At 47.7% G+C, this 22,269-nt stretch carries 22 protein-coding genes; 10 read left to right on the top strand and 12 right to left on the bottom strand.

Going from position 1 to position 22,269, the window contains the following annotated elements; all coding sequences use genetic code 11:
- Positions 1 to 31: 31 nt before the first annotated feature.
- Positions 32 to 460, bottom strand: coding sequence for a GlcG/HbpS family heme-binding protein (locus SAR116_RS08010; protein ID WP_013046418.1), 429 nt, complete (start codon positions 458 to 460; stop codon positions 32 to 34).
- 279 nt (positions 461 to 739) lie between these two features.
- On the opposite strand from SAR116_RS08010, the gene SAR116_RS08005 reads away from it, so the two are divergent.
- The 7 genes from SAR116_RS08005 (at position 740) to SAR116_RS13870 (ending at position 4,877) form a co-directional block, all read left to right on the top strand.
- Positions 740 to 1,228: a cyclic nucleotide-binding domain-containing protein gene (locus SAR116_RS08005; RefSeq protein WP_013046417.1), complete on the top strand. Its 489-nt coding sequence runs from the start codon at positions 740 to 742 to the stop codon at positions 1,226 to 1,228.
- A gap of 52 nt (positions 1,229 to 1,280) precedes the next feature.
- The gene (locus tag SAR116_RS08000; RefSeq protein WP_013046416.1) at positions 1,281 to 2,180 is read left to right on the top strand and encodes a phytanoyl-CoA dioxygenase family protein; all 900 of its coding nucleotides are present in this window, start codon (positions 1,281 to 1,283) and stop codon (positions 2,178 to 2,180) included.
- Positions 2,181 to 2,333, top strand: a complete 153-nt coding sequence (locus tag SAR116_RS13725) for a hypothetical protein (protein WP_013046415.1) — start codon at positions 2,181 to 2,183, stop codon at positions 2,331 to 2,333.
- A gap of 153 nt (positions 2,334 to 2,486) precedes the next feature.
- Positions 2,487 to 3,374, top strand: a complete 888-nt coding sequence (locus SAR116_RS07995; RefSeq protein WP_041861301.1) for a pirin family protein — start codon at positions 2,487 to 2,489, stop codon at positions 3,372 to 3,374.
- 69 nt (positions 3,375 to 3,443) lie between these two features.
- Positions 3,444 to 4,286, top strand: a complete 843-nt coding sequence (locus SAR116_RS07990; RefSeq protein ID WP_013046413.1) for a HalD/BesD family halogenase — start codon at positions 3,444 to 3,446, stop codon at positions 4,284 to 4,286.
- 148 nt (positions 4,287 to 4,434) lie between these two features.
- Positions 4,435 to 4,767, top strand: coding sequence for a hypothetical protein (locus SAR116_RS07985; protein ID WP_013046412.1), 333 nt, complete (start codon positions 4,435 to 4,437; stop codon positions 4,765 to 4,767).
- Entirely contained in the window at positions 4,743 to 4,877 is a 135-nt protein-coding gene (locus tag SAR116_RS13870; RefSeq protein WP_013046411.1) for a hypothetical protein, read from the top strand. Before SAR116_RS07985 ends, SAR116_RS13870 begins: the two co-directional genes overlap by 25 nt.
- Before the next feature lie 37 nt (positions 4,878 to 4,914).
- On the opposite strand, the gene SAR116_RS07980 is transcribed toward SAR116_RS13870, so the two are convergent.
- The 11 genes from SAR116_RS07980 to SAR116_RS07930 form a co-directional block, all read right to left on the bottom strand.
- The gene (locus SAR116_RS07980; RefSeq protein ID WP_013046410.1) at positions 4,915 to 5,400 is read right to left on the bottom strand and encodes a YajQ family cyclic di-GMP-binding protein; all 486 of its coding nucleotides are present in this window, start codon (positions 5,398 to 5,400) and stop codon (positions 4,915 to 4,917) included.
- Positions 5,401 to 5,534: 134 nt separating this feature from the next.
- Positions 5,535 to 6,134: a class I SAM-dependent methyltransferase gene (locus SAR116_RS07975; protein WP_407921263.1), complete on the bottom strand. Its 600-nt coding sequence runs from the start codon at positions 6,132 to 6,134 to the stop codon at positions 5,535 to 5,537.
- Entirely contained in the window at positions 6,128 to 7,198 is a 1,071-nt protein-coding gene (locus tag SAR116_RS07970; protein WP_013046408.1) for an alcohol dehydrogenase family protein, read from the bottom strand. The genes SAR116_RS07975 and SAR116_RS07970 overlap by 7 nt, the downstream gene beginning before the upstream one ends.
- A gap of 91 nt (positions 7,199 to 7,289) precedes the next feature.
- Positions 7,290 to 8,024 (bottom strand): LrgB family protein, encoded by a 735-nt coding sequence (locus SAR116_RS07965; protein ID WP_013046407.1) that lies wholly within the window; start codon positions 8,022 to 8,024, stop codon positions 7,290 to 7,292.
- Positions 8,017 to 8,388, bottom strand: a complete 372-nt coding sequence (locus SAR116_RS07960; RefSeq protein ID WP_013046406.1) for a CidA/LrgA family protein — start codon at positions 8,386 to 8,388, stop codon at positions 8,017 to 8,019. The genes SAR116_RS07965 and SAR116_RS07960 overlap by 8 nt, the downstream gene beginning before the upstream one ends.
- Before the next feature lie 165 nt (positions 8,389 to 8,553).
- Entirely contained in the window at positions 8,554 to 9,606 is a 1,053-nt protein-coding gene (locus tag SAR116_RS07955) for a metallophosphoesterase (RefSeq protein WP_013046405.1), read from the bottom strand.
- 133 nt (positions 9,607 to 9,739) lie between these two features.
- Positions 9,740 to 11,944 carry a tetratricopeptide repeat-containing sulfotransferase family protein gene (locus SAR116_RS07950; RefSeq protein WP_013046404.1) on the bottom strand — a complete coding sequence of 735 codons (2,205 nt, stop codon included), beginning with the start codon at positions 11,942 to 11,944 and terminating at the stop codon, positions 9,740 to 9,742.
- Between the two features lie 202 nt (positions 11,945 to 12,146).
- On the bottom strand, positions 12,147 to 12,917 hold the full coding sequence (gene cysQ / locus SAR116_RS07945) for a 3'(2'),5'-bisphosphate nucleotidase CysQ (protein WP_013046403.1): 771 nt from the start codon (positions 12,915 to 12,917) through the stop codon (positions 12,147 to 12,149).
- 65 nt (positions 12,918 to 12,982) lie between these two features.
- Positions 12,983 to 14,866 carry a sulfate adenylyltransferase subunit CysN gene (gene cysN, locus SAR116_RS07940; protein WP_013046402.1) on the bottom strand — a complete coding sequence of 628 codons (1,884 nt, stop codon included), beginning with the start codon at positions 14,864 to 14,866 and terminating at the stop codon, positions 12,983 to 12,985.
- Positions 14,866 to 16,347 carry a sulfate adenylyltransferase subunit CysD gene (cysD, locus tag SAR116_RS07935; protein WP_013046401.1) on the bottom strand — a complete coding sequence of 494 codons (1,482 nt, stop codon included), beginning with the start codon at positions 16,345 to 16,347 and terminating at the stop codon, positions 14,866 to 14,868. Before cysD ends, cysN begins: the two co-directional genes overlap by 1 nt.
- Positions 16,348 to 17,257: 910 nt before the next feature.
- The gene (locus SAR116_RS07930) at positions 17,258 to 18,190 is read right to left on the bottom strand and encodes a LysR family transcriptional regulator (RefSeq protein WP_013046400.1); all 933 of its coding nucleotides are present in this window, start codon (positions 18,188 to 18,190) and stop codon (positions 17,258 to 17,260) included.
- A 148-nt stretch (positions 18,191 to 18,338) separates the two neighbouring features.
- Here SAR116_RS07930 and SAR116_RS07925 point away from each other — a divergent pair, with 148 nt between their 5' ends.
- The 3 genes from SAR116_RS07925 (at position 18,339) to SAR116_RS07915 (ending at position 22,206) form a co-directional block, all read left to right on the top strand.
- On the top strand, positions 18,339 to 19,967 hold the full coding sequence (locus SAR116_RS07925) for an ABC transporter substrate-binding protein (RefSeq protein ID WP_013046399.1): 1,629 nt from the start codon (positions 18,339 to 18,341) through the stop codon (positions 19,965 to 19,967).
- A gap of 119 nt (positions 19,968 to 20,086) precedes the next feature.
- Complete coding sequence (locus SAR116_RS07920; RefSeq protein WP_013046398.1) at positions 20,087 to 21,079, top strand: ABC transporter permease; 993 nt, start codon at positions 20,087 to 20,089, stop codon at positions 21,077 to 21,079.
- Complete coding sequence (locus SAR116_RS07915) at positions 21,076 to 22,206, top strand: mandelate racemase/muconate lactonizing enzyme family protein (RefSeq protein WP_013046397.1); 1,131 nt, start codon at positions 21,076 to 21,078, stop codon at positions 22,204 to 22,206. The genes SAR116_RS07920 and SAR116_RS07915 overlap by 4 nt, the downstream gene beginning before the upstream one ends.
- The last annotated feature ends 63 nt before the right edge of the window (positions 22,207 to 22,269 follow it).

The raw sequence follows: 22,269 nt of genomic DNA, 5'->3' as shown, positions 1-22,269 counted from the left end.
GCAGTTTATGTATATGATGAATGATGTTTGCCTAGCCAGCATCGGCATCAAGCTGGGCTTCGGCAATACCAGCCAGTGCGGCGGTTTCATCATTATCAGACGTATCACCTGAAATGCCGACCGCGCCTAGCAAGACACCGTTTTTATCGCGTATCAACACCCCACCTGGTACCGGCACAAAATTTCCATCGGCAAGACCGTTCATCGCTTGAATAAAATAGGCCTGCTGTTCGGCCCGGTTCATTAACGCACGCGTGCCAAGGCCAAGCTGAATGGCAGCTGACGCCTTGCCCAATGCAATTTTGGCGCGTAGCTGGCTAACACCATCTTCCGACAGGCATGTAACCAGTGACGCGCGCGGATCAAGAACAACAACGCTAAGTGGTTTCAAAGATAGCGCACGGCCTTTGGCAAGAGCGGCTTTGGCAATAATCTGGGCTTGGTCAAGCGTGATGGACATTATGGACTCACTATTATGATTGAAGGGCGGCAAAGTCATCAGAAATAAAGCTGATACCTTACGGTATTTAGGCATATTTGATGAACAAATTTCGCATGGTTCGAAAGCGTTGCGCAAGCCCCTTTCTGGATTGTTCATGATCATATATGGTGCCCAGTCACTGTCAGTTTAGACTAGCCAATCCTGTGCAAAAGCCATTAGGGTGAAGTGTATTATTGTGTCGATTATGGCGTGTTGTCTATCCAGAATGGACATGGTGTTATGTGATAAGGGGGGAATATGACAGCGCAAACAGAAAGTGATGATGGTGACATTATCCGATCATGGGAACCGCAGGCGATTATCTATGAACATGATTCATCGTCTTTTGAGGCCTATTTAGTGCTTGAGGGCGAAGTTGAGATTTTCGCGCCATTGGGTTTGAAGCTGAATACGATCGGTCAGGGTGAAATTTTTGGCGAAGCATCATTGTTGCTGAACACAAAAAGATCAGTTACAGCGCGGGCTGGCAATATGCCGGTGAAAGTGCGCAAAATTCCGAGTAGCTATTTCGATCAGTTGCAAAATAAGGATATCGTGATGACCGCCTTGTTGAAGAATGTTCAACTGCGGTTGAAGGATTCGAACAAGCAAAGCAGTGATCTGGCCAAGGAAATCGGGCAAATTCTGAAGCTTGTTGAAGCGCAGGTCAATAGCAACAAGGAAGTGTCGGCGCGGCTGAGTAGCATTCATCAAAAACTGAATGGTGAAATGATCTTTGGTGACTGATATTGTGCATGGGCTATGATGATAGTCATCAATGCAGGCAGACGGAGTGATAATGGCAAACACACGGATAAAGTCAGATACAGAAAATAGTCCAGTAGCCCGCCGTTTTGCATGGCAGCATAAAACCAATGAGGCGATGACGCAGGCCTTTGCCGAAGACGGCTATCTGATCATTGAGGATTTTGCAAGCGCGGCCACCTGTGATGATTTGATGGCGCGTGCACATAGCCTGATTGATGCGTTTGACGTTGACGCCCATCAGGTTGTGTTTTCAGCAACCGCCCAAAGCCATGCTGCCGACGATTATTTTCGCGCGTCTGCGCATAACATTTCATGTTTTCTGGAAGAAGGTGCGCTTGATGCGGATGGCCAGCTAAACCGTGACAAACATCTTGCAGTGAACAAGATTGGCCATGCGATACATGATCTGGATCCGGTGTTTTCGGCATTCTCACATGCTGAAGATCTGGCGGCTGTTGCACATTGTGTCGGCATGCAAACACCCCTGCAATTGCAATCGATGGTGATATGTAAACAGCCAGCTATTGGCGGCGAAGTGACCAGCCATCAGGATTCAACCTTTATCTATACCGAACCAGAAAGCTGTATTGGTTTCTGGTTTGCGCTGGAAGATGCAACCCTAGAAAATGGCTGTATGTATGCCGCACCTGGCGGGCATAAGGCACCATTGCGCACGCGCTTTCAAAATGTCGATGGTCATATGCAGATGATCCAGCTGGATGATGCGGATCTGCCCGCGGCCACAGTGCCGCTGATAGCGCCAAAGGGCACATTGATTGTATTGCATGGGCGCCTGCCGCACACATCGCCGCCGAATGTGTCAGCAAAATCACGCTATGCCTATACGATTCACATGATCGAAGAATCAGCGCATTATGCGGCAGATAACTGGCTTCAGCGTCCCGACCATATGCCATTGAAAGGCTTTTAGATGGCCGATAGAGAAGATGATTTTACCGAGCATCTGCTTGATCAATTTGCGTCCTATTTTATTCTTACGATGGTGGCCTTTTATATTGTTAAGGGGCTGCGCGACCATAAGCTTAAAAGTGATGCCGCCACGACATCCGCGGTGAACCTATGAGGTCTCTATGATCAGCGGTCAAATCCGTTATATCTCAAAATGCAAAGATATTTTGCGCTGATGATGCGGTCTGTTTTGTTGACATAGACAGGTTAAATGCCCAGATCATTATTAGGTGGTTTAACCAAGCCACCAATGATTGAGGTATATGAAATGTCGCAAAAGAATCTTGAAACGATTGTCCCGCCGGCGCCGCCGCATTTTGTCGGTGATGGTTTTCGCGTACATGGATTTATTCCAGGTTCGCCACCGCTAAGCATGGAACGGATGAATCCGTTTTTGATGTTTGATTATAATTCTAAGTTCTATTTCCCGCCGTCCGATACACCGCGTGGTGTGGGGGTGCATCCGCATCGCGGGTTTGAAACGGTGACGATCGCCTATAAAGGCAAAGTCGCGCATCATGATAGCAGTGGCGGTGGCGGTGTGATTGGCGAAGGTGATGTGCAATGGATGACGGCCGCGTCCGGTATTCTGCATAAGGAATTTCATGAAGAAAATTTCAGCAAAGAAGGCGGCGATTTCCAAATGGTGCAGCTTTGGGTCAATCTGCCAGCCAAGGATAAAATGTCAGCGCCAAAATATCAGGACATAAAAAATGCTGATATGCCCAAGGTCAGTCTGGATCATGCAGGCGGTGGCGATGGTGGTTTTGTCGAGGTTGTTGCTGGAGATTACCAAGGTGCGACAGGTGCCGCCAGCACCTTTACCCCGGTCACCATTTTGAACGCACGGATGCGCAAGGGCGCATCAGCTGACTTTAGCTTTCCCGCCGAGAATAATACCGCGCTGCTGGTGGTTGAAGGCCATGTCACGGTCAATGGCGCTGATATGGTGCCAACGGATCATTTTGGTCTGTTTGAAAATGCCGGTGAAGATTTTACCGTAACCGCCGAAGATGACGCGGTTGTGCTGGTGCTAAGTGGCCAGCCCATTGATGAACCGATTGCCGCGCATGGTCCCTTTGTGATGAATAGCCGTGCCGAACTGGTGCAGGCATTCGAAGATTACAATAATGGTAAATTCGGTTATCTGACCTGATCTTTATCGCTTGCATTGATATGTGAATATCTGACACTATTTCTGTCGGCGATTGCGGCAGGTGATGATATGCGTTTCGATGCAAACACATTGATAAATCTGGATCAGTTTCCCATACATAGTGATGGGGCGGCGCGTGACGCGCTGATTGCGCAGATACACAGCAAACTGGCTAAAGATGGCTGTGTGGTGCTGAAACAATTTCTGACACCGATGGCGATCCGGCTTGTCACCGCAGAGGCCGATTCGGTTGCGCGCTATGCGCACCGGTCATTTAACCGCACCAACGCCTATTTCACTACCGATGACCCAGCGCTGGATCCCGATGATCCACGGCGGCGGTTTTTTGATCGTTCGAACGCGTTTATTCCGGCTGATCATTTTACCAAAACCGGACCATTGCGGCAGATCCATGATGTTCCGGCTTTTGATCCTTTTATCAAAGCATGTCTGGGACAGCAGCATGTCTATCGATATGCCGATCCGCTTGCCGATGTGATTGTGAATATGGCCGAAGAAGGCGAGGGGTTTCCGTGGCATTTTGATACAAATAATTTTACCATCACACTGGCTATACAGAATGCCGAGGAAGGTGGCCTATTTCAATATGCGCCTAATATCCGTCGGTCAGGTGAAAATTTCGATGCGGTGAAACAGGTGCTTGATGGCACTTCGGACAAGGTTGTGTCGCTGGCGCTTGAACCAGGTGATCTGCAGATTTTCAAAGGACGTTATTCATTACATAGAGTCAGCCCGTTAAGAGGTGAGAGGAAACGCTATGTGGCGATTTTTTCCTATGTTGAAGAGCCCAATATGGTGGGCGCGCCCGAACGCACAAAACAGCTTTATGGCCGTGTTTTGCCGATTCATCTGGAACGCGCTGGCCAGCGTGCTGATCGCTATATCGATTAAGTATCAGTGCTGATATGTGGCAGCGTAAAAGCGGGATATTCAGCTGCCATGTTTTTCTGTATGCTATGGGCATGAGTCGTAATTGCCAGATAGCATCAATTCTGGTGTTGTTAGAATTTGGTATTCACATGTTGCAAGTGGGTTTTATATGAACAGAAAACAGGTCGTAGGTTTATTATTTTGGTCTTTGGTAGCGATCAGTGCAACACAATCTGCAAAAGCCGATGCAACGGCGATCATGGTTACCGAATTCGGACAGGCTGATTTGACTGTGCGGATGAATCCAACCGGCGATGTCGATGAAGTCTGGCTGGTCACCGGTTCATGTCAGATCGCGGAAACCTATCTATCAGTACAGGTAAAGGATTATGGCTATTCTGACCTGACGGTAAAACTCACATCTGCGGGCGATGCCGACAAGCAGATATGTATCAAAAACCCCGAAGATGTGCCCGAATGGATGATGAAAATGCTGTTTTAGGCGTCTGTATTTTCAAGATGCTTATAGACAATATTGCGCGATACACCAAGGCGGCACGCAACCAGGCTGACATTGCCACCATTGCTGTGTCTATGCCGATGAAGTGCTAGTGTAAGCGCCTGTCTAACGTTGCCGCTATATGATGATCTAGTCTCTGAAGTTTTCGAACTGTAAGGGAAGCTCTATGTCGAGCGCTTTTATCATCGTCATGGTCGCTTGCAGATCGTCACGCTTTTTGCCGGAAACCCTGACTTCATCGCCCTGAATAGAGGCCTGGGTTTTCAGCTTTGACTGTTTGATCGCCTTGACGATTTTTTGTGCTATGTCACGCTGAACACCTTGTTTGACCATTACCGTTTGTCGCACCGTATTGCCGCCAGCCTGTTCGGTTTTGCCAAATTCCAACGCCCCGGTATCAACGCCCTTGCGTGTGAGATGAGTGAGTAGCAGCTCTTCAACCTGACGCCGCTTGAGTTCGTCATCAGCGATGATCAGAATGTTTTCATCCTGCTTGCTGATTTCAGATTTGCTGCCCTTGAAATCATATCTGACCTGCATTTCCTTGATCACCCCCTGCAAGGCGTTATCTACAGATGTCATGTCGGTTTTGCTTACAATGTCAAAGCTGGGCATGTCGTGCTCCTGTCATATGCTATCCCACCCGATGGATTTAGGCTTAAATGGCCCCCGATGGTAAAGGGCCGCTTTAGTCTGCCATATCTGGCGGTAAAAAGAGACCCTGTTTTACATGTCTGATCAAGGCCGGTTCAGGTCATGAATACGTCAAACCGAACAGATTTTCCAATGATCTGATGCGAGCAGGGCTTTAGCCCCGCAAGCGGGGCCGCCTTTGCCGGCCATTTTAAAACCACCCGCTTTGAAGCGGTCGCAAGGGCTGTCTGGATCAGGCTAAGCTGGTCGTCATCGGTGCCAACAATATCACGAATCGCGCGTAAATCAGCTTTGACCAAAGCCGATTTCTGCCGCGCTGGATGCATCGGGTCAACAAGTACGACTTCGGGATTCATCGATGGTAACAGGTCAATCGCATCCCCGTGAAATAAGGTCATCCGGCTGGCTATTTCGGCATGCAGACCGCCTGCGTCTCGGGCGGCGTTCAGACCGTCTTGTAAAAGCGCATGCATGACATCAGATCTTTCGATGAGGGTTACCTGTGCGCCAAGCGAAGCCAGCAAAAAGGCATCCCTGCCCAATCCCGCGGTAGCATCAATCATATGCGGTGTTTTGCCAGCTTTCATGCCGACAGCTTTGGGCAGATCCTGACCCCGGCCCCCGCCATATAAGAGACGGTGATTAACCGCCCCGCCGATAAAGTCACATTTTAATGTGTGGTTTTGCGTCATGATGATGGCTGGATATCCAGAACGATTTTACCAATATAGTTTTTTTCGGCAAAAGTCTGCTGGGCTTTTGCAATGTCCTTGAGGGGGAATATTTCGGCAACAAGGGGCTTGATAGCACCGGCTTCGATTAGCGTTACCAGATTGGCAAAAACCCCGGCATCAAGCGCGGTACAACCATAAAAGCTGATATCTTTCAGATAAAGAGTGCGTATATCAAGCTCGACAAGCGGTCCAGCAACGGCGCCCGCCACCGCATAGCGGCCATGACGCCGCAAAATATCGAGCAGATCCGGCCAACCCGGCCCCGCAACAAGATCAATAACAACATCGACTGTGTTAGCGCCAAGGGTTTCGCGCAAAGAGACGTTTCTGTCGAGCACCATATCAACACCAAGGTCTTTGATGGCGGCTTTTTTGTCTGCTGATGTAACGGCGTAAACTGTGGCGCCGCGCGCCTTGGCTAGCTGAATGGCGGCAGAGCCGACCCCGCCAGACGCGCCAGTCACCAGAACGATGTCGCCTGTTGTGACCTGCGCCCGGGTCAGCATATTTTCAGCGGTCGAATAGGAACAGGGAAAGGATGCCAGCTCAGGTGAACTCAGGCTGCTGGTTATGGTGTGGGCATGGCGCGCCGCCACCACCGTATATTCGGCAAAAGCACCATTGCATTCGGAGCCGAAAAACCAAGGTTGATCAAGCGTCTTGCCACCAGCTTCATAAAGACAAGGTTCAACCAGAACGCGGTCGCCAATCCGGTCGGCTGATACGCCTATGCCAACCGCAACAATCTCACCGCAAGCGTCGATCCCCTGAATAAGTGGAAAATTAAGCGGCGCGCCAGCCCAGCTGGCATCTTCACTTATATCGTTATTGGCGGCATCTGATTTTGAATACCAGGCAAGGCGGGTATTGATATCGGTATTATTGACCCCGGCGGCATGGATTTTTATAAGCACATCGCCTGTCTGTGGGCGAGGTACAGACAGATCATCACGATAGGCAAGCATGTCTGGCCCGCCATGCCCCAGCAGAACAACGCCTTTCATCAGGTCTGAAATATATGGCATTTCATCTCTCTATTATGGGTTGGATGACGCATGGGTTGGTAAATCATGCCAAGGCATCAACCAGAATTGTCAGCGGTTGAGCTTAGACCATTTAGAGAAAATCCCGAATGATAAAAAAGACCAGCGGAATCATCGCCGCGGTAACGATGCCACTCAACCCCATGGCAACGGCGGCAAATACGCCCGCATCTTTGTCTTTGGCCATCGCGCGTGCGGTGCCAATGCCATGACTTGCCAAGCCAAAGGCAAATCCACGAGCCGCCATGTCCCTGATCCTGAACAGATCAAGCACGAAGGTACCAAGTGCCGCGCCAATGATCCCCGTGACGATGGTTATGATGGCGGTCAATGATGGCACCCCACCGATGATTTCGGATATGCCCATGGCAATGGGGGCGGTGACATTCCGAGGTAGCAATGATTTTGTCGTTAGCGGATCGAGTTGAAGCATTACCGCCATCGCATAAGTGATACCAATCGCAAAAAACGATCCCAGCACTACGGATATGATGATCGCATTTTTGGCACGCATAACGGTATTCCAGTTGCGGTAGATTGGAATCGCCAGCGCCACCGTGGCCGGACCAAGTAGAAAATGTATGAATTTTGCACCGTCGAAATAGCGTTCATAATCAATATCAAAAGCCATCAGACAGGCACTGACCAGGATAATGCTGATCGCGACTGGATTTAAAAGCGGAAACAGCCCAGACGCACGGTACAGCCAATCGGCCAGCAAATAAGCGCCAATCGTGAGCGTTAACCAGAATAGCGGTTCGGCCTGTAGATACACCCAGACCTGATATAGCTTTGCGCTTTCACTCATCGGCTTTGGCCTTGCTGGTTTTCAGAAAGATAAAGGCGGTGAAAATCATTGTACCGATGGTGCCAATCACGATGATAGCGATGATGCGTAGCAATTGCGCCTCAAGAAGTTGCAGATGCATGATGACGCCGACGCCTATGGGTACGAAAAGAAGCGATAGATAACCCAGCAAATGTTCGGCGCTGTTGATCATCCTTGTTCTAAAATGAGTGAGGGCAGGATTCATGTTACGCCGTGTCAGCAACAGCATGAAAAGCATCAGAACCAGCCCTAGCACCGGCCCCGGTATGGCCAGATCAAAATATTTTTGAATGGCCTCACCAGCAAGTTGAAAGATGAAAATTGTAAAAAAAGCACCTAGCAATCATCGGCTCCCATGGTTAGGGGGTATCATATCGCAACAACAGATTATTGAACATCATTTGCGATATATATCCGAAAAGAGTATCCGTTAGCCCCACAATTCAGCCCCGTCAACATGGTGTGATGATGTCTGATGGCTGATATCTGGGGTTTTCACAGGCTTATCTCAGGCCAGATTCCGCGGTAAGATTGAAATCTGGATAATTTCATTGCGTGTGCCAAGGCGCATTTTTGGCCCCCATGTGCCGCTTCCAGATGAGACATACAAATTGGAATCGAGTCGCTTGTAAATGCCATAAACAGTCCTGAACTGTAACCGCACCAGAAGGTTGAACGGAAAAATCTGCCCATTATGCGTGTGCCCAGAAAGCATTAAATCGGTGTTATGGGGCGCGCTGTCCCATATAGATGGCTGATGTATCATCAGCAGATTGAATCGTTTGTGACAGACAAGATTCCGGGCGATTTCGGATTGCATTTTTGGGGTTTGATTATCACTGATACCAATGATGTTCAGCCGGTCTAATTGCACCGACTGGTTGTCAAGGATGGTGATGTTATAATTGACCAGATCAGCGACCTTTGCCTGATGATCCTTGACGTAATATTCATGATTCCCGGTCACGAATAGAATGGGTTTTTCGATCGCCTTTAAAGGGTTTAAATCCGTAGCGTCAAAAGCACTTGAATCAAACAGATCCCCACCAATTAAAAGAAAATCGTAATCCAGCTTATCTATTGTCTGGCAAATTCTTTCAAAATGCTGTTTTGAATTAGACCCCAGATGAACGTCGCTAATGAACAACAGGTTAGTCGGTTTATCTATTTTTGGTGAAGTGATGTGGATGTTCTTAAGGTGGATATAGCGCCCATTCAAAATGCTTTTTACGCATGTGATCACAAAGGCAATGAAGCATAGCATACCAATTTCACGGGTGAAGTCTGGCACAATCAGGGCAGCGATTAACCCGATATTGAATATGCTGAAGCCGATGAAGCCAATGCCCATGCCATAATAGATGAACGCGCTTAAGAGGGAGGACGTGAAATGTGTTTTGAAATACACAAAAACAGTCAGTGCAATAATGGTTGTCGGGATGATCGCTATGGGCTGAATAAGTCTGGCATCAAACAGAAGATAGGCAACGATATTAAGCGGGTAAATATAGATTAAAAAGCTGAATACAAAAATGATGGCAGCAAAAATAAAGTCTCTCATTCATGTCACTCCCTGCTGTCACAAGATTGATCTTATATCTGCGGGTAAGCCACCGGCAATGGCGATCACCCAAAGGATAGCGCAGCATCGGGTAAAGCACATCCAATTAAAGGGTATCCAGTTATAGGGAGGCTCACGGTGTCAAATTCATCCATGCGCCAAGATATTGTTCATAATGGCGCCAGGCGTCGGAACTGCCTTGATAGAGTTTTTGTCGCACCTGCACGGCACTTGCTGTCTGAACAGCACGCTCAGTCTTGTGAAATTCAAGACATTGCGGTGCCCAGGTCAGATCACAAAAGGCCAGTAACGCGCGCGTTTCATCTTCCTGATTCTGTGTCAGCCGTTCATAATTAAGCTCGTAAATATCATGTGGCAGTAAGCTGTGCCAGACCCCCATCAAATTGGCATAGAGGCGATAAAACGCTGCCAGATCGTCGATATCATAGGCAAACCCATTCCCTTTGGAGGCGAATTCATGCTTATAGATTGACCAGCAGATCGCGCGCGGGTCACGCTGTAGATGAATGATTTTTGCTTCGGGAAACATCTGCTTTATAAAACCTATCCAGCGGAAATTGAGTGGTAATTTATCGGTCACAAAGGAGGCACCATCAGCGCATGAGGTTAAAGTTCTGAAATACTGCGCCCGTATCGTTTCGGTTTCAGCCGCGACACGCTGTGCCATATCTTTGGGTGATGGCTGGTGATCAGGGCATATGAACAGGCTTTCAAATAATGTGGTTAAGATGTCAAGCTCGCCTGCGCCATGGACATCTGGATGGCTTGCCAAAATCTGTTCAGCCAGCGACGTGCCTGACCGCGGCATACCGACAATCAAAATAGGCTGTATCGTCTCTTTGGTTTTGGTGTTTTTGATCTTTAGGTTGGCGCGTTGAAAATGCCGATAGCTATCGGTGATCATCGAGAATAAAGCACGGTCATCTTCGATATGGTAATCACCCTCGGCCTTGCGCAAGTCATTGGCCTGCTGCAAAAAGCGAAAGCTGGCATCATAATGTGCCATTTTTTCATGTGCGGCCCCAAGTGCAAAACCCAGCTTTTTACGCGCATTTTTATCGGTATTATGATCGGCAAAAAGCCGTTCCATATTGGCCAGCATGGGATCATTCGGCGCGATATCCTTGATCAGATTGCTCCGGTTGAAATAGGCCAGCGCATAATCAGGTGCCAGTGTAATCGCCTGATCATAAGATGCCAGCGCCGCATCAAAGCGGCCTAGCTCCTGCAAGGTCACAGCTTTATTGTTATAGGCCTCGGCGTGATCTGGGTTAATCTTGATAGCCCTGTCAAACGCCGCCAGCGCGGACGCATGCGCCCCACTTTGCTGCAATGCCAAACCTGTATTGATATGCGGTTCAGCAAAATCAGGATTTTGCGCAATCGCTGTTGCATAGCTTGCAAGCGCCCCTACGACATCACCCTGCGCCTTTTTCAGCAAGCCATATAGATTATGCGCCATCGCGTCATTGGCATCGTAGCCCAGTGCCGTCTCTAAATGCGCTATTGCCGCGGCAGTATGACCGGTTTCGAACAGCATTGTCGCCAGATTGATATAGCCTTCGACATAATCAGGCTTCAACGCCAAGGCCTTTTCATAATAGGTTTGGGCGCGTTCATGATCGCCAGTGCCCGCATATATGATGCCCATATTATTATGCGTTTCAGCATGATCCGGATCAATCGTCAGCGCCAGTTCATAGCTGGTAATGGCGTCATCTGCCTTGCCCAACTGCTGGAAAATCACCCCACGATTGATATGCGCCTCGATAAATTCTGGTTGCACAGCCAGCGCATCTTCATAACTTGCCAGCGCCGCGGTCATCTGCTGCATCTGTTGTAAAGTAACGCCGCGATTATAATGCGCCTGACCATATGTAGGCTGAATCGCGATGGCCTTGTTATAACGGGTTAGTGCGGCATCCAGCTGTCCCAGGCTGCGCAAGGCATTACCCAGATTATTATGCGCCTCGACATAATCGGGCGTTAGCTTGAGTGCCTTTAAGAAACAGGCGCGCGCCGTATCGAATGAGGATAATGCCAGCAATACAACACCATAATTATTATGTAATTGCGCATCCTTTGGGTTCAGCGCGATCGCTTTGACAAAGGCCGAGGCGGCAAAGTCCAGCTTGCCTTGCGTTTGGAATGCCGCCCCGAGCAGGTTTAGCAAGGTGACCGACCTTGGAAACTCTTGCAGCGCCATACGGCATTGCCGTTCGGTTTGCGCCATTTCGCCCTGATTATATAGCGCAATCAGCGCTTGCACCTGTGTGGCGGGGGGGTCATCTTTAGCGGCGGCGTAATGGGAGCTCATGTCGGAACTTTACGGTTATATATGACAGTTATATATGCGGGTATATTTGCGGGTACATTTGCGGGCGGCATAAATCGGATATCAAAAGTGATGGTGTCAGTCATATGTCAGCTTCAGAGTCATTTAAGGCTGTTGATTTGAGGATAACGAAAAAACATTCAACATCGCAACATCATGTTGTTCTAATATCATCATACAAGGTCTATGAAGGCTTGAACCCACCCCAAGCAATAAAGGCATCATTCCTGTAATCTGGCTTACCATATAGAAACATGCTGTCATCAAGATGCGTCATATGCCCACCAGCGGCGCGCAATACCGCATCACCAGCCCCGGTATCCCATTCCATTGTCGGGCCAAACCGTGGATAGACATCGGCCTCACCTGCCGCAACAAGGCAGAATTTCAAGGACGATCCAATTGATATTGTGTTCGCTATATCATGCTCGGCTAGCCATTGGTTGGTTGCTTCATCTCTATGCGATGCGCTCGCTACGGCTAGGGCGCCGCTGGCAGGCGGCGTGCGAATAGATAGTGCTGTAGATATATCTGCAGATTTTTCAGTAGCGCCGTTGCCAACAATGCCACTAAATAAACGATCGAGGGCTGGTGCATAAACAACGCCCATGATTGGCACCCTATTTTCAATGAGCGCGATGTTCACGGTGAAACTGCCTTTACCATCACGCTTCAAAAATTCTTTGGTGCCATCCAAGGGATCGACAAGAAAGAATCTGTGTGGCGCTTTCAGGCTATGGCTGGCGGCATTTTCTTCAGATATCACAACTATGTCTGGTGCCAGCTGGGCTAATGCAGGCAAAATAATGGCCTCGGCGGCACGATCAGCTTCGGTTACAGGTGAGCCATCGCTTTTAAAATTCGTATCCGGGTCTTGGTCATGAATCTCCATGATCTTTGCGCCAGCTTTCCGGACGACAGGTTCGAGAGCCCCGACAAGTATTTCTAAATCCATAATGTTCCATCCAAAGCTGTATCGAATATGTATGTCTATTTACCGATGAGTGGCAATCAAACCAATTATAAGTCCATCTGCGCCATAAGTGATTTTACAATCACATCTAGGTCTTGTGTGTCTGTATAAACCCGCATCTCTGGGTTTTCAGGTGCCTCGTAAGGGCTGTCGATTCCGGTAAAGTTCGGTAGTTCGCCTTTGCGTGCCTTTTTATAAAGACCTTTTGGGTCACGTGACTCGGCTAGTGCAAGTGGCGTATCGACAAATACTTCTACAAATTCGTCATCTTCAAATAAAGCGCGCGCCATATTGCGTTCAGCTTTGAATGGTGAAATGAAAGCTGTGATGACAACAATACCAGCATCCACCATCAATTTGGCGACTTCGCTAATCCGGCGAATATTTTCAACACGATCTGCATCTGTAAAACCAAGATCATTGTTTAAGCCATGGCGTATATTATCACCATCAAGGATATAGGTACGAATACCCCTGCTATGGAGTTCTACTTCTAGCGCGTTTGCAATTGTTGATTTGCCTGAACCTGAAAGCCCGGTAAACCAGATCACTTTACTTTTATGCCCGTTTAGCCTCTGGCGTGATGGTTTATCAATTTCGAGTTTATGCATATGCACATTACGGGCACGCCGAAGCGCAAATTTTATCATCCCCGCAGCAACCGTCTGGTTACTTATGCGATCGATTAAGATGAGCCCTCCTAGGCCAGCACAGTCCTCGTATTTTTCAAATGGGATGGGGTGGTCTGTCCTTAGCGTTACAACGCTGAGATCGTTAAGTTCAAGCTTATTTGCAGATAGTTTTTCATAGGTATTTATATTGATCTTATGCTTAATGTCGGTGATTTGTGCGCTGACAAGAGATGTGCCAAGTTTCAAAAAATATGAGCGACCTGAATATCCAGGTTCATGATCCATCCACATAAGTTCTATTTCAAACTGATCAGAAATTTCGGCGGGCGCATCTGCGGCAACGATAAGATCACCGCGTGATATGTCCACCTCTCGATCCAGGGTGAGTGTGACAGCCTGATCTGCCTCAGCAGATGCGAGTGAATCTTTAAACAGCAAAATCTCTTTTATGTTTGCAGTCTCGCCTGAAGGAAGAATGCGTACATTCTGCCCAACATCTATGTGGCCAGCCGCAATTGTGCCAGCGAAGCCTCTGAAGTCCAAGTTGGGACGGTTGACCCACTGTACAGGCATACGGAAGGGATCATCTGTCAGAAGCTGGCGCGTTTCAACAGCCTCAAGAAACCCCATTAGGGTTGGGCCTTTATACCACTCAGTTTGCGTGGCCGGTTGGAGAATATTACAACCTTTTAAAGCCGATATCGGGATAGGGGTGATGGATTCAAAATTAAGCTGATCGGCAAAGGTTCGATAATCATCTTCGATGTGATCGAAGATATCGTGATCATAATCCACGAGATCCATTTTGTTGATAGCCAGAACAATGCGTTTAATGCCAAGGGTTGAACAAATTATCGAATGCCGGCGGGTTTGCTCAAGAATGCCTTTGCGGGCATCGACAAGGATTACCGCGACATCAGCGGTAGAGGCACCAGTCACCATATTACGGGTATATTGTTCATGCCCTGGTGTATCGGCAACGATGAATTTCCGCCGCTTAGTGGTAAAATATCGGTAGGCAACATCGATTGTGATGCCTTGTTCGCGCTCGGCTTCAAGCCCATCTAACAGCAGTGCAAAGTCGATTTCATTACCCTGTGTGCCGCTTTTCATCGATTCTTTTTTCAGGGTTTCGATCTGATTCTCGAAAAGTATCTGTGCTTCATACAATATGCGGCCGATAAGTGTGCTTTTACCATCATCAACGCTACCGCATGTTATAAAGCGAAGTGTGCTCAGTTTTGTCTGCTCAGTTAGATATTGGTTTGCGCGCGCAATGCTTGTTTGCTGACTGTCCATTAGAAATAGCCCTCGTGCTTTTTCTTTTCCATTGATGACGAAGAATCCGTATCGATGGCACGACCAAGGCGTTCGCTTGTTTTGGCGTCGGCAAGCTCTATTATAATCGAAGCCAAATCGTCAGCGTCTGACTCCATTGCGCCAGCCAAGGGATAGCAACCAAGTGACCGAAACCGTACTTTCTTGATGTGAATCGTCTCATTTTTATGGAGTTCTAAGCGATCATCATCAACCATGATAAGCATGCCATCGCGTTCAATAACTGGGCGTTCAGCCGCGAAGTAAAGCGGCACAATCGGTATCTGTTCGCGGTAGATATATTGCCAAATATCTAATTCAGTCCAATTTGAAATGGGAAAGACACGGATGCTCTCGCCTGCGTGTTTGCGCAAATTATACTGGTGCCATAGCTCGGGGCGTTGATTTTTGGGATCCCAGCGATGTGCGGCTGTACGAAATGAGCACATGCGTTCTTTTGCGCGTGACGCCTCTTCATCACGTCGGGCACCGCCAAAAGCCATATCGAATTTATAATGCTCAAGGGCTTGTTTTAGCGCCATGGTTTTCATGATGTCTGTGTGGATCGCCGAGCCATGATCAAACGGATTGATGTTTTTCTCAACACCTTCGGGGTTTGTATGAACCAGCAAATTCATGCCACTATCACGCGCCATATAATCGCGAAAATCGTACATCGCCTGAAACTTCCAGCGCGTATCGATGTGAAGAAGGGGAAAAGGTGGGGGGCTTGGGTAAAATGCCTTGCGCGCCAAATGCAGAATAACCTGAGAGTCCTTGCCCACCGAATACAGCATCACAGGGTTGTCCGCTTCGGCAATCACCTCGCGCATAATGTAAATGGCTTCTGCCTCAAGGCGATCAAGATGGGTTATTTCGGCAGACGGTTGATGACGTAATGTCTCATCCACATAAGCATATATGTCATCATGCCCATGTGCGTAAACTTCCAAAGCCAAGCGCAATTCATGGGCATTGCCAAGGTTGATTTGATGGCATCGCCACACACGGCAAAGAGACCGGCAAACAGCAACCATCGCGCCGGATGGCACAATAATGGTGTTTTTGTCTTCTCCCAAAGCTAAGCGTTTCAACGCTGGCTCTAATGCTTGATGTGTAAGATCTGCTCCCTCAAGAAAAATCCAGCGCCGTCCTTTACGGCCATCATTGGCAAAAAGAACCGTCGTTCCTGATATAAGGGTGTGCATGGTTAAAAATAAAACAGAGTGCCGTTTTCTGCGTGCTGTTTTGATAATATGTTCGGTGACTTTAACTTTAGCGCTACGCTGGTGCTCATCATGAAGTGTGGTTTCATCAAGTAGGGGGAAGTTCAAGCCTTGTTCAGCAAGCCAACGCTCTGTCTTCTTCATGTTAGCTGGCGTATCAGAACCATAAAGTTCGAACGCGATTGTGCGCGTCGTCCAAATCTGGGTATTGGCACGCGCTATAATATCAAGATTCATTTTGTCGTAATTCGCAGTTTATTTAAATTCTATATATAAATTACATTATTATTCAAAGAATACAAAAAAGATAGTGTAATTTTGCATATTGCGACAATCTTTGATAGGGTGAGGTTTGAGCCCCCGCATATAATGGCTTGCACAGATCATAGTGACCCAAAGGCCATGCTGTTACTTTGACTTATCAGAATGATCTCATAACAGAACGACTGTTTTTGCGTTAATTGCGGAACATTTTTTGGAAAATGGCGCGCTCGGGAAGAAGTTCGATGCCTACCCGAAGCGCCAATTCGTGACTGAATCTAGCTATATCAATAGCTTATCATATCGTCACATATGGTCAACTATCAAAACCTTACCTGCAACCTTACCTGAACCAAGCTCCGAGGTTCGAGGGCCAAGCTCCAAGCACATAGGTCCGTGATCCACGGACCTTGAGCCGAGGACCATGGACCGTGGACCACGGATCGGGGTTACTTAGGGCGTTTCTTAATCAGCTTTGGACTTTACTGAAAGGGTGGGGCCTAGAATGGGTTGGGCGTTGCGCCTCGGACCCCCGACCTTTGATAGGTTGGCAGAGGCGGTGGGGGATAGTTTTTTTGGAAACCCGCGACAGACCAGTGCTGCGAAGTTGTATATAGTTGCATAACATCTCATGTAGCCCCATATAATCCTGTATAATTATATAAATACAATAACTTATATTTTTTTAGTTTGACAGATCACTCCGCTGTAAGTATTTTTTCATAGTTGAGCATAAGCATCAAACTGGTAGGCATCAGTTAAGCCGTATTCAAAAAGCTGCACAGTAGACCACGTAGGCCGCCACTACTCAAAAAGGCTGCGCTACAAACCTTTATCCAAGCAGTGGGCTTTATAGTGGATCTTTTATTGCCGGCAGCGTCATCTCTTAAAAAGCGTCTGGAACAGCCACACCCCCCATTGAGACGATTGCTTCACGCACAACCACTTTCAGAGAATCGGCAAGGGCTGATCGAAGTCGAAATTTGGGAACCAACATCGCTACTCGGACACCGTGCTCAAGCGTAAATGGATAGAAAACTATGTTTTTTTGCGATGAATTGATGAGCTCGTAGCTTGACTTCGTGAGTGAGTCAACAAAGGAGTAACCAATGTTGCGCTCGACAAAAAGGAGGCTGGAAATCGCCGTTTGCAAATCAACGCGCTGGAAAAATTTTCCACCATATTGTTCGACAGTGTTTTTAATCTGCTTGGTTGTATAATGGTCGCCGTAAAGACCAACAAAGGGCATTCCATCAAGATCCTGCGGCGTAATGGTCTTCTGATTGGCCAACTTTATATTGGCATTGATAGCCAGAAAACCAGGCAGTTTATATTCTTCGATGAAATAGGACTCGCCAGCAAGATCGCGCCGCGGTTCAGCTAGACCTAGGTCATATTGCTGCGATGCAATCAATTCATGAGTGGTTGGTGAAGTGCGTGCCATGAAAGAAATTTTGACGTCAGGGCGTTCAGCAATATAGTTAGCTAATATCCTGGGCATCAAAAATTGCGCTGCCGATGGCAGACAGGCAATGCGCAAATCACCAACGGTACCTTTTCTAACTGTGGTTAGTAATTCCTCGGTAACATCCAGCCTGTTAATTAGGTCTTCACTTCGTTCCAAGAGGAAATGCGCTTCAGCCGTCGGGACAAGTTTACCACCCGTGCGCTCAAAAAGTGTCAGGTCAAGCATATCTTCAAGCGTCTTGATGCCCGAAGATACGGCTGGTTGCGTTCGGTTTACAGCTGCCGCTGCTTGAGACAAGGAGCCGAACTTCATTACAGCATTAAAAAAGCGAAGTTGTTGTATCGTTATCATTAATAAAATCTATAGATATAGCAAAATTATTAAATTGAATTTATTAAAAACACATCTGATAGTCAAGAATGCATGACTAAGCGCCATACATTGAGACAATCGATAACCGTCTTTTCGAATGGTTTCGAAAAGCAAGGGGAGGAATATAATGACAATTGATTATTCTAAACGGTCTTTCTTGAAGGCCTCAACAAGTCTGGGCGTTGCTGCGGCAACTATTCCCATGGCGAAGTTTGCATGGGCCGCAGGTAAGCCGGTGGAACCTATGAACCTACTGACTTCGAATGCTAGCTTTGATCCGGTTCGTCCAGAAATGGGTCGGTTGATCGCCCAAGCCTGTAAATCAATCGGCTGGGATGTGACACTTGCCGCCGAAGATTACAATATGGGCATTAACAAGGTGTTTCAGGAGAAAGATTTTGATATGTTCATCGTCCGCTGGACTGGACGTGCGAACCGTGTTGATCCTGAAACCTTTACCCGGATGATGTTCCACACAGATGGCAACTATAACAAATGGGGTTATAACAACTCATCGATCAATGAAATGGGCGATATGCAGCAAAAAGAGATGGATGTGGAAAAGCGCCGCACAATCGTTAAAGCGATGCAGCGGAAGCTATATGAAGACGTGGCCGCATCTCCTATTGTTCACCCCAGCATGACCAATGCTTATCGTGAAGATCGTCTTGATGGCGTTGTGCCTCAGCTTGGTGAAGGAATTGGTAGCTTGTGGACTGATTTGAACATGTCTGTCAAATCAGGTGACGGCTATGTCCGCAATGGTCAGACATCTGCGCTGAAAAACCTAAACCCAGTAAGTGTTACGGACTCAAACGAGTTTAAAGAACTTCGGACTATCTATGACCGTTTGATTCAAGTTGGACCGAATGGTGAATTGGTGCCATGGGCAGCGACATCGGTTAAAGCTGTTGATAACACAACCATTGATATTGTGTTGCGTGATGGAATGAAATTCCATGATGGCAATCCTGTAACCATCGAAGATGTCAAATTCACTTTTGAGTATTATAAAAAGTGGAAGGCGCCATTCTTTATCTCATCTTTGGAAAAATTTGAAGATATGTCGATTACTGGTTCTAACAGCATGCGTATCAAGCTGTCTGAGCCTCATGCGCCTTTGATGATCAACTTCTTTGCGCAAATTTTCATCATCCCACAGCATATCTGGAAGGACATTCCAGAAAAAGCGGGTGTTGACGATGTTCTAAACTTTGCCAATGACAACCCAATTGGAAGTGGGCCATTCAGGTTCGACTATTGGGATCGCGGTAAGGAGCTTAAGGTTTCAGCCTTTGATCAGCATTTTGCCAAGCCAAAATGTGCGGGCATGATCCGGATTACCTATGGCAGCCATGATGCGATGGCAGCAGCCATCGAGGCAGGTGAATGTGACCGTACGCGCTATATTCTCAAGCCAACATTGGTGCAGGATCTTAACAAGATCAACGGTATAGTTGGTAAGGGTTATGCAAGTCATGGTTGGTACGGCTTTATGTTCAACCATACGCGTGGTCCGTTGCAGGATCGCGCCTTCCGTGAGGCTGTCGATCACCTCGTGCCGCGGGATGTCATTCGTGAAGTGATTATGTCGGGCTTTGCCACAAATGGTGGTTCGACCATCGCGCCTGCTAATGAGTATTGGCATGAAGCTGCCATCAAGCCACGGGCAAATAATGTTAAGCTGGCCAAAGATATCTTGTCCAAAGCTGGTTATAGCTGGGATTCCTCCGGCACACTGCATTACCCGGGCTAATCACGGGAAGCGTAGTTGTCAAAATATGTGTTGGGCAGGTGGCAGATTTGTCTCCTGCCTTCCCAGACTACATATTTATTAATTCATACTTTATAACAAATATTTCTGGAGACCCGAGCGTGGCTGAATATCTCCTTAGGCGGCTTTTTTACACAATCCTTACGATTTTTGCCGTTGCATCCATTTTGTTCATTATTTTCCGGTTGTTGCCAGGTGACGCTACTATGCAGGTAATCAGTCCGGCCATGGATGAATCTGTGCAAAAGCGTATGAAAGAAGCGTTTGGTCTCGATAAATCGCTTTGGCACCAATATCTGATCTATCTGAAAAATCTTGTTACCTTTGACTGGGGACGCTCTTTTGTTACGTCTCAACCAGTGATGGACATTCTTCAATACCGGTTCTGGAATACAGTTTTGCTAATGTCTGCAGGCATGTGTTTTACCCTCGTAATTGGTATCGGTGCAGGCATTTTGATGGCGTGGCATCGTAATGGCGCTATTGACGTCATTGGCACTGTCTCTGGACTGGTGTTTCAGGCAGCGCCGCCTTTTGTCACCGGATTACTGCTTTTGATGTTGCTTAGCTATAATCTTGGTCTATTTCCAACGGGGGGAATGTATCCACCAGGTCAACGCCCTGACGGCGTATTGGACATGTTAATGATGTCCGGATTTTGGGAACGGATCGTGTTACCCACTATTACGGTTAGCCTTTGCTATATTACAACGCCGATGTTGGTGATGCGGGATTCCATGCTGGAAATTCTTGGAAGCGACTTTATCGAGTTAGCGCGCGCTAAGGGTCTGACCTCACGAGTGGTTATGATCAAACATGCCGCGCGAAACGCCTTGCTTGCCGTGGTGACACTTGGATCGATCATGGTGGGTTTTGCTATTGGTGGTCAGGTCGTGGTTGAAGCGCTATTTTCCTGGCCAGGAATGGGGCAATTGATGGTGGAAGCGGCAGCATCGCATGATTATCCGGTGGCACAGGGAACGTTTCTAATGCTTGCCGTTCTGGTAATCACGCTGAACCTGTTGACGGATATCGCCTATTGCTATCTGGATCCACGCATCAAAGTGTCTAAATCAGGGATGGATCAGAGATGACAGAAGTTGATCAAATCGCTATTGAAGCTGTACGAGTCTACCGGGTTAGCATTCCGCTGATTAATCCATATTACCTTTCCAAGATTTATCCTACTACGACGCATAGCGAGGTTGTGGTGGTGGAATTGCTGGCTAATGGCGTCTCAGGATGGGGTGAGGCCGACCCTGGCGGTGTCATGTTCACTGGTGATACTTGTGATGATGTCATGGATCATTTCTCCGATAGTGGCGTTAAGAGTCTGCCTGGCACGATGTTGGGAGATCTGATTTCGGGAGCTTCTCTGGCAGGTTTGTGCGGTGCCACGAAAAGCGCCATCAATGTTGCCGCATACGATCTCAAGGGTCGACTGACCGATATACCTGTATGGAAAATGCTGGGTGAAAAGCATCATCAGTCTTTGCCGAGCCTGTGGCCAACATCGTCCGGAACGTCTGCACAGGATATGGATGTGATAACCCCAAAATACGATCTTGGTTATCGCACATTCATGTTGAAGATGGGTAGCAACCCCGTGGATGAAGATATTGCGCGCGTGCATGATGTTTATGAAAAACTGCCTGAAAATGCGCGCCTGATGGTTGATGCAAACCAAGGGTGGAGCTTTGAAGAGGCCAGTACATTCATGCGCCATACAATTGATTTGCCACTGGCACTAGTTGAGCAACCAATCGCTGCTGATGACTATGGCCGTATTCATGAGTTACGCGCCTTGTCACCTAATCCTATTTCGGTTGATGAGAGCCTGAAACGTTTTGCTGATGCCGAGCAGATTATTAAGGTAAAAGGCGCCGATATTTTCAGCGTCAAAATTTCAAAAAATGGTGGTCTTGCCGAGGGGTTAGCAATTACGAAACTGGCAGCGAAACATGGCGTCAAAATCATGATGAATAGCATGATTGAACTTGGCATAACCCAAGCGGCTGCCTTGCATCTGGGGTGTGTGACCCCCAATGTGGTTGATTTTGGCCACGCCTTTATGTCGGTTCAGCGGACGTCAGATGACATCACAGATTTTGCCGATTGGAAAACAAGTGGCACTGTCGCTCTGCCAGATAAACCTGGCCTTGGCGTCGAGATAAACCGCGACAAGATTGATAATTATTGTTTAGCGAGGTTGGAGAGTTAGGATGCACAAAATAGGCAACCGACTGCGAAGTGTTTTTAGTACACTTTACAGGCAGTACAAAAT

Origin of the sequence: Candidatus Puniceispirillum marinum IMCC1322, from assembly GCF_000024465.1 — a bacterium.
Taxonomy (GTDB): Bacteria; Pseudomonadota; Alphaproteobacteria; order Puniceispirillales; family Puniceispirillaceae; genus Puniceispirillum; species Puniceispirillum marinum.
Note: the sequence above shows the minus strand (reverse complement) of the source record. Positions and strands in the feature narration are given on the sequence as shown.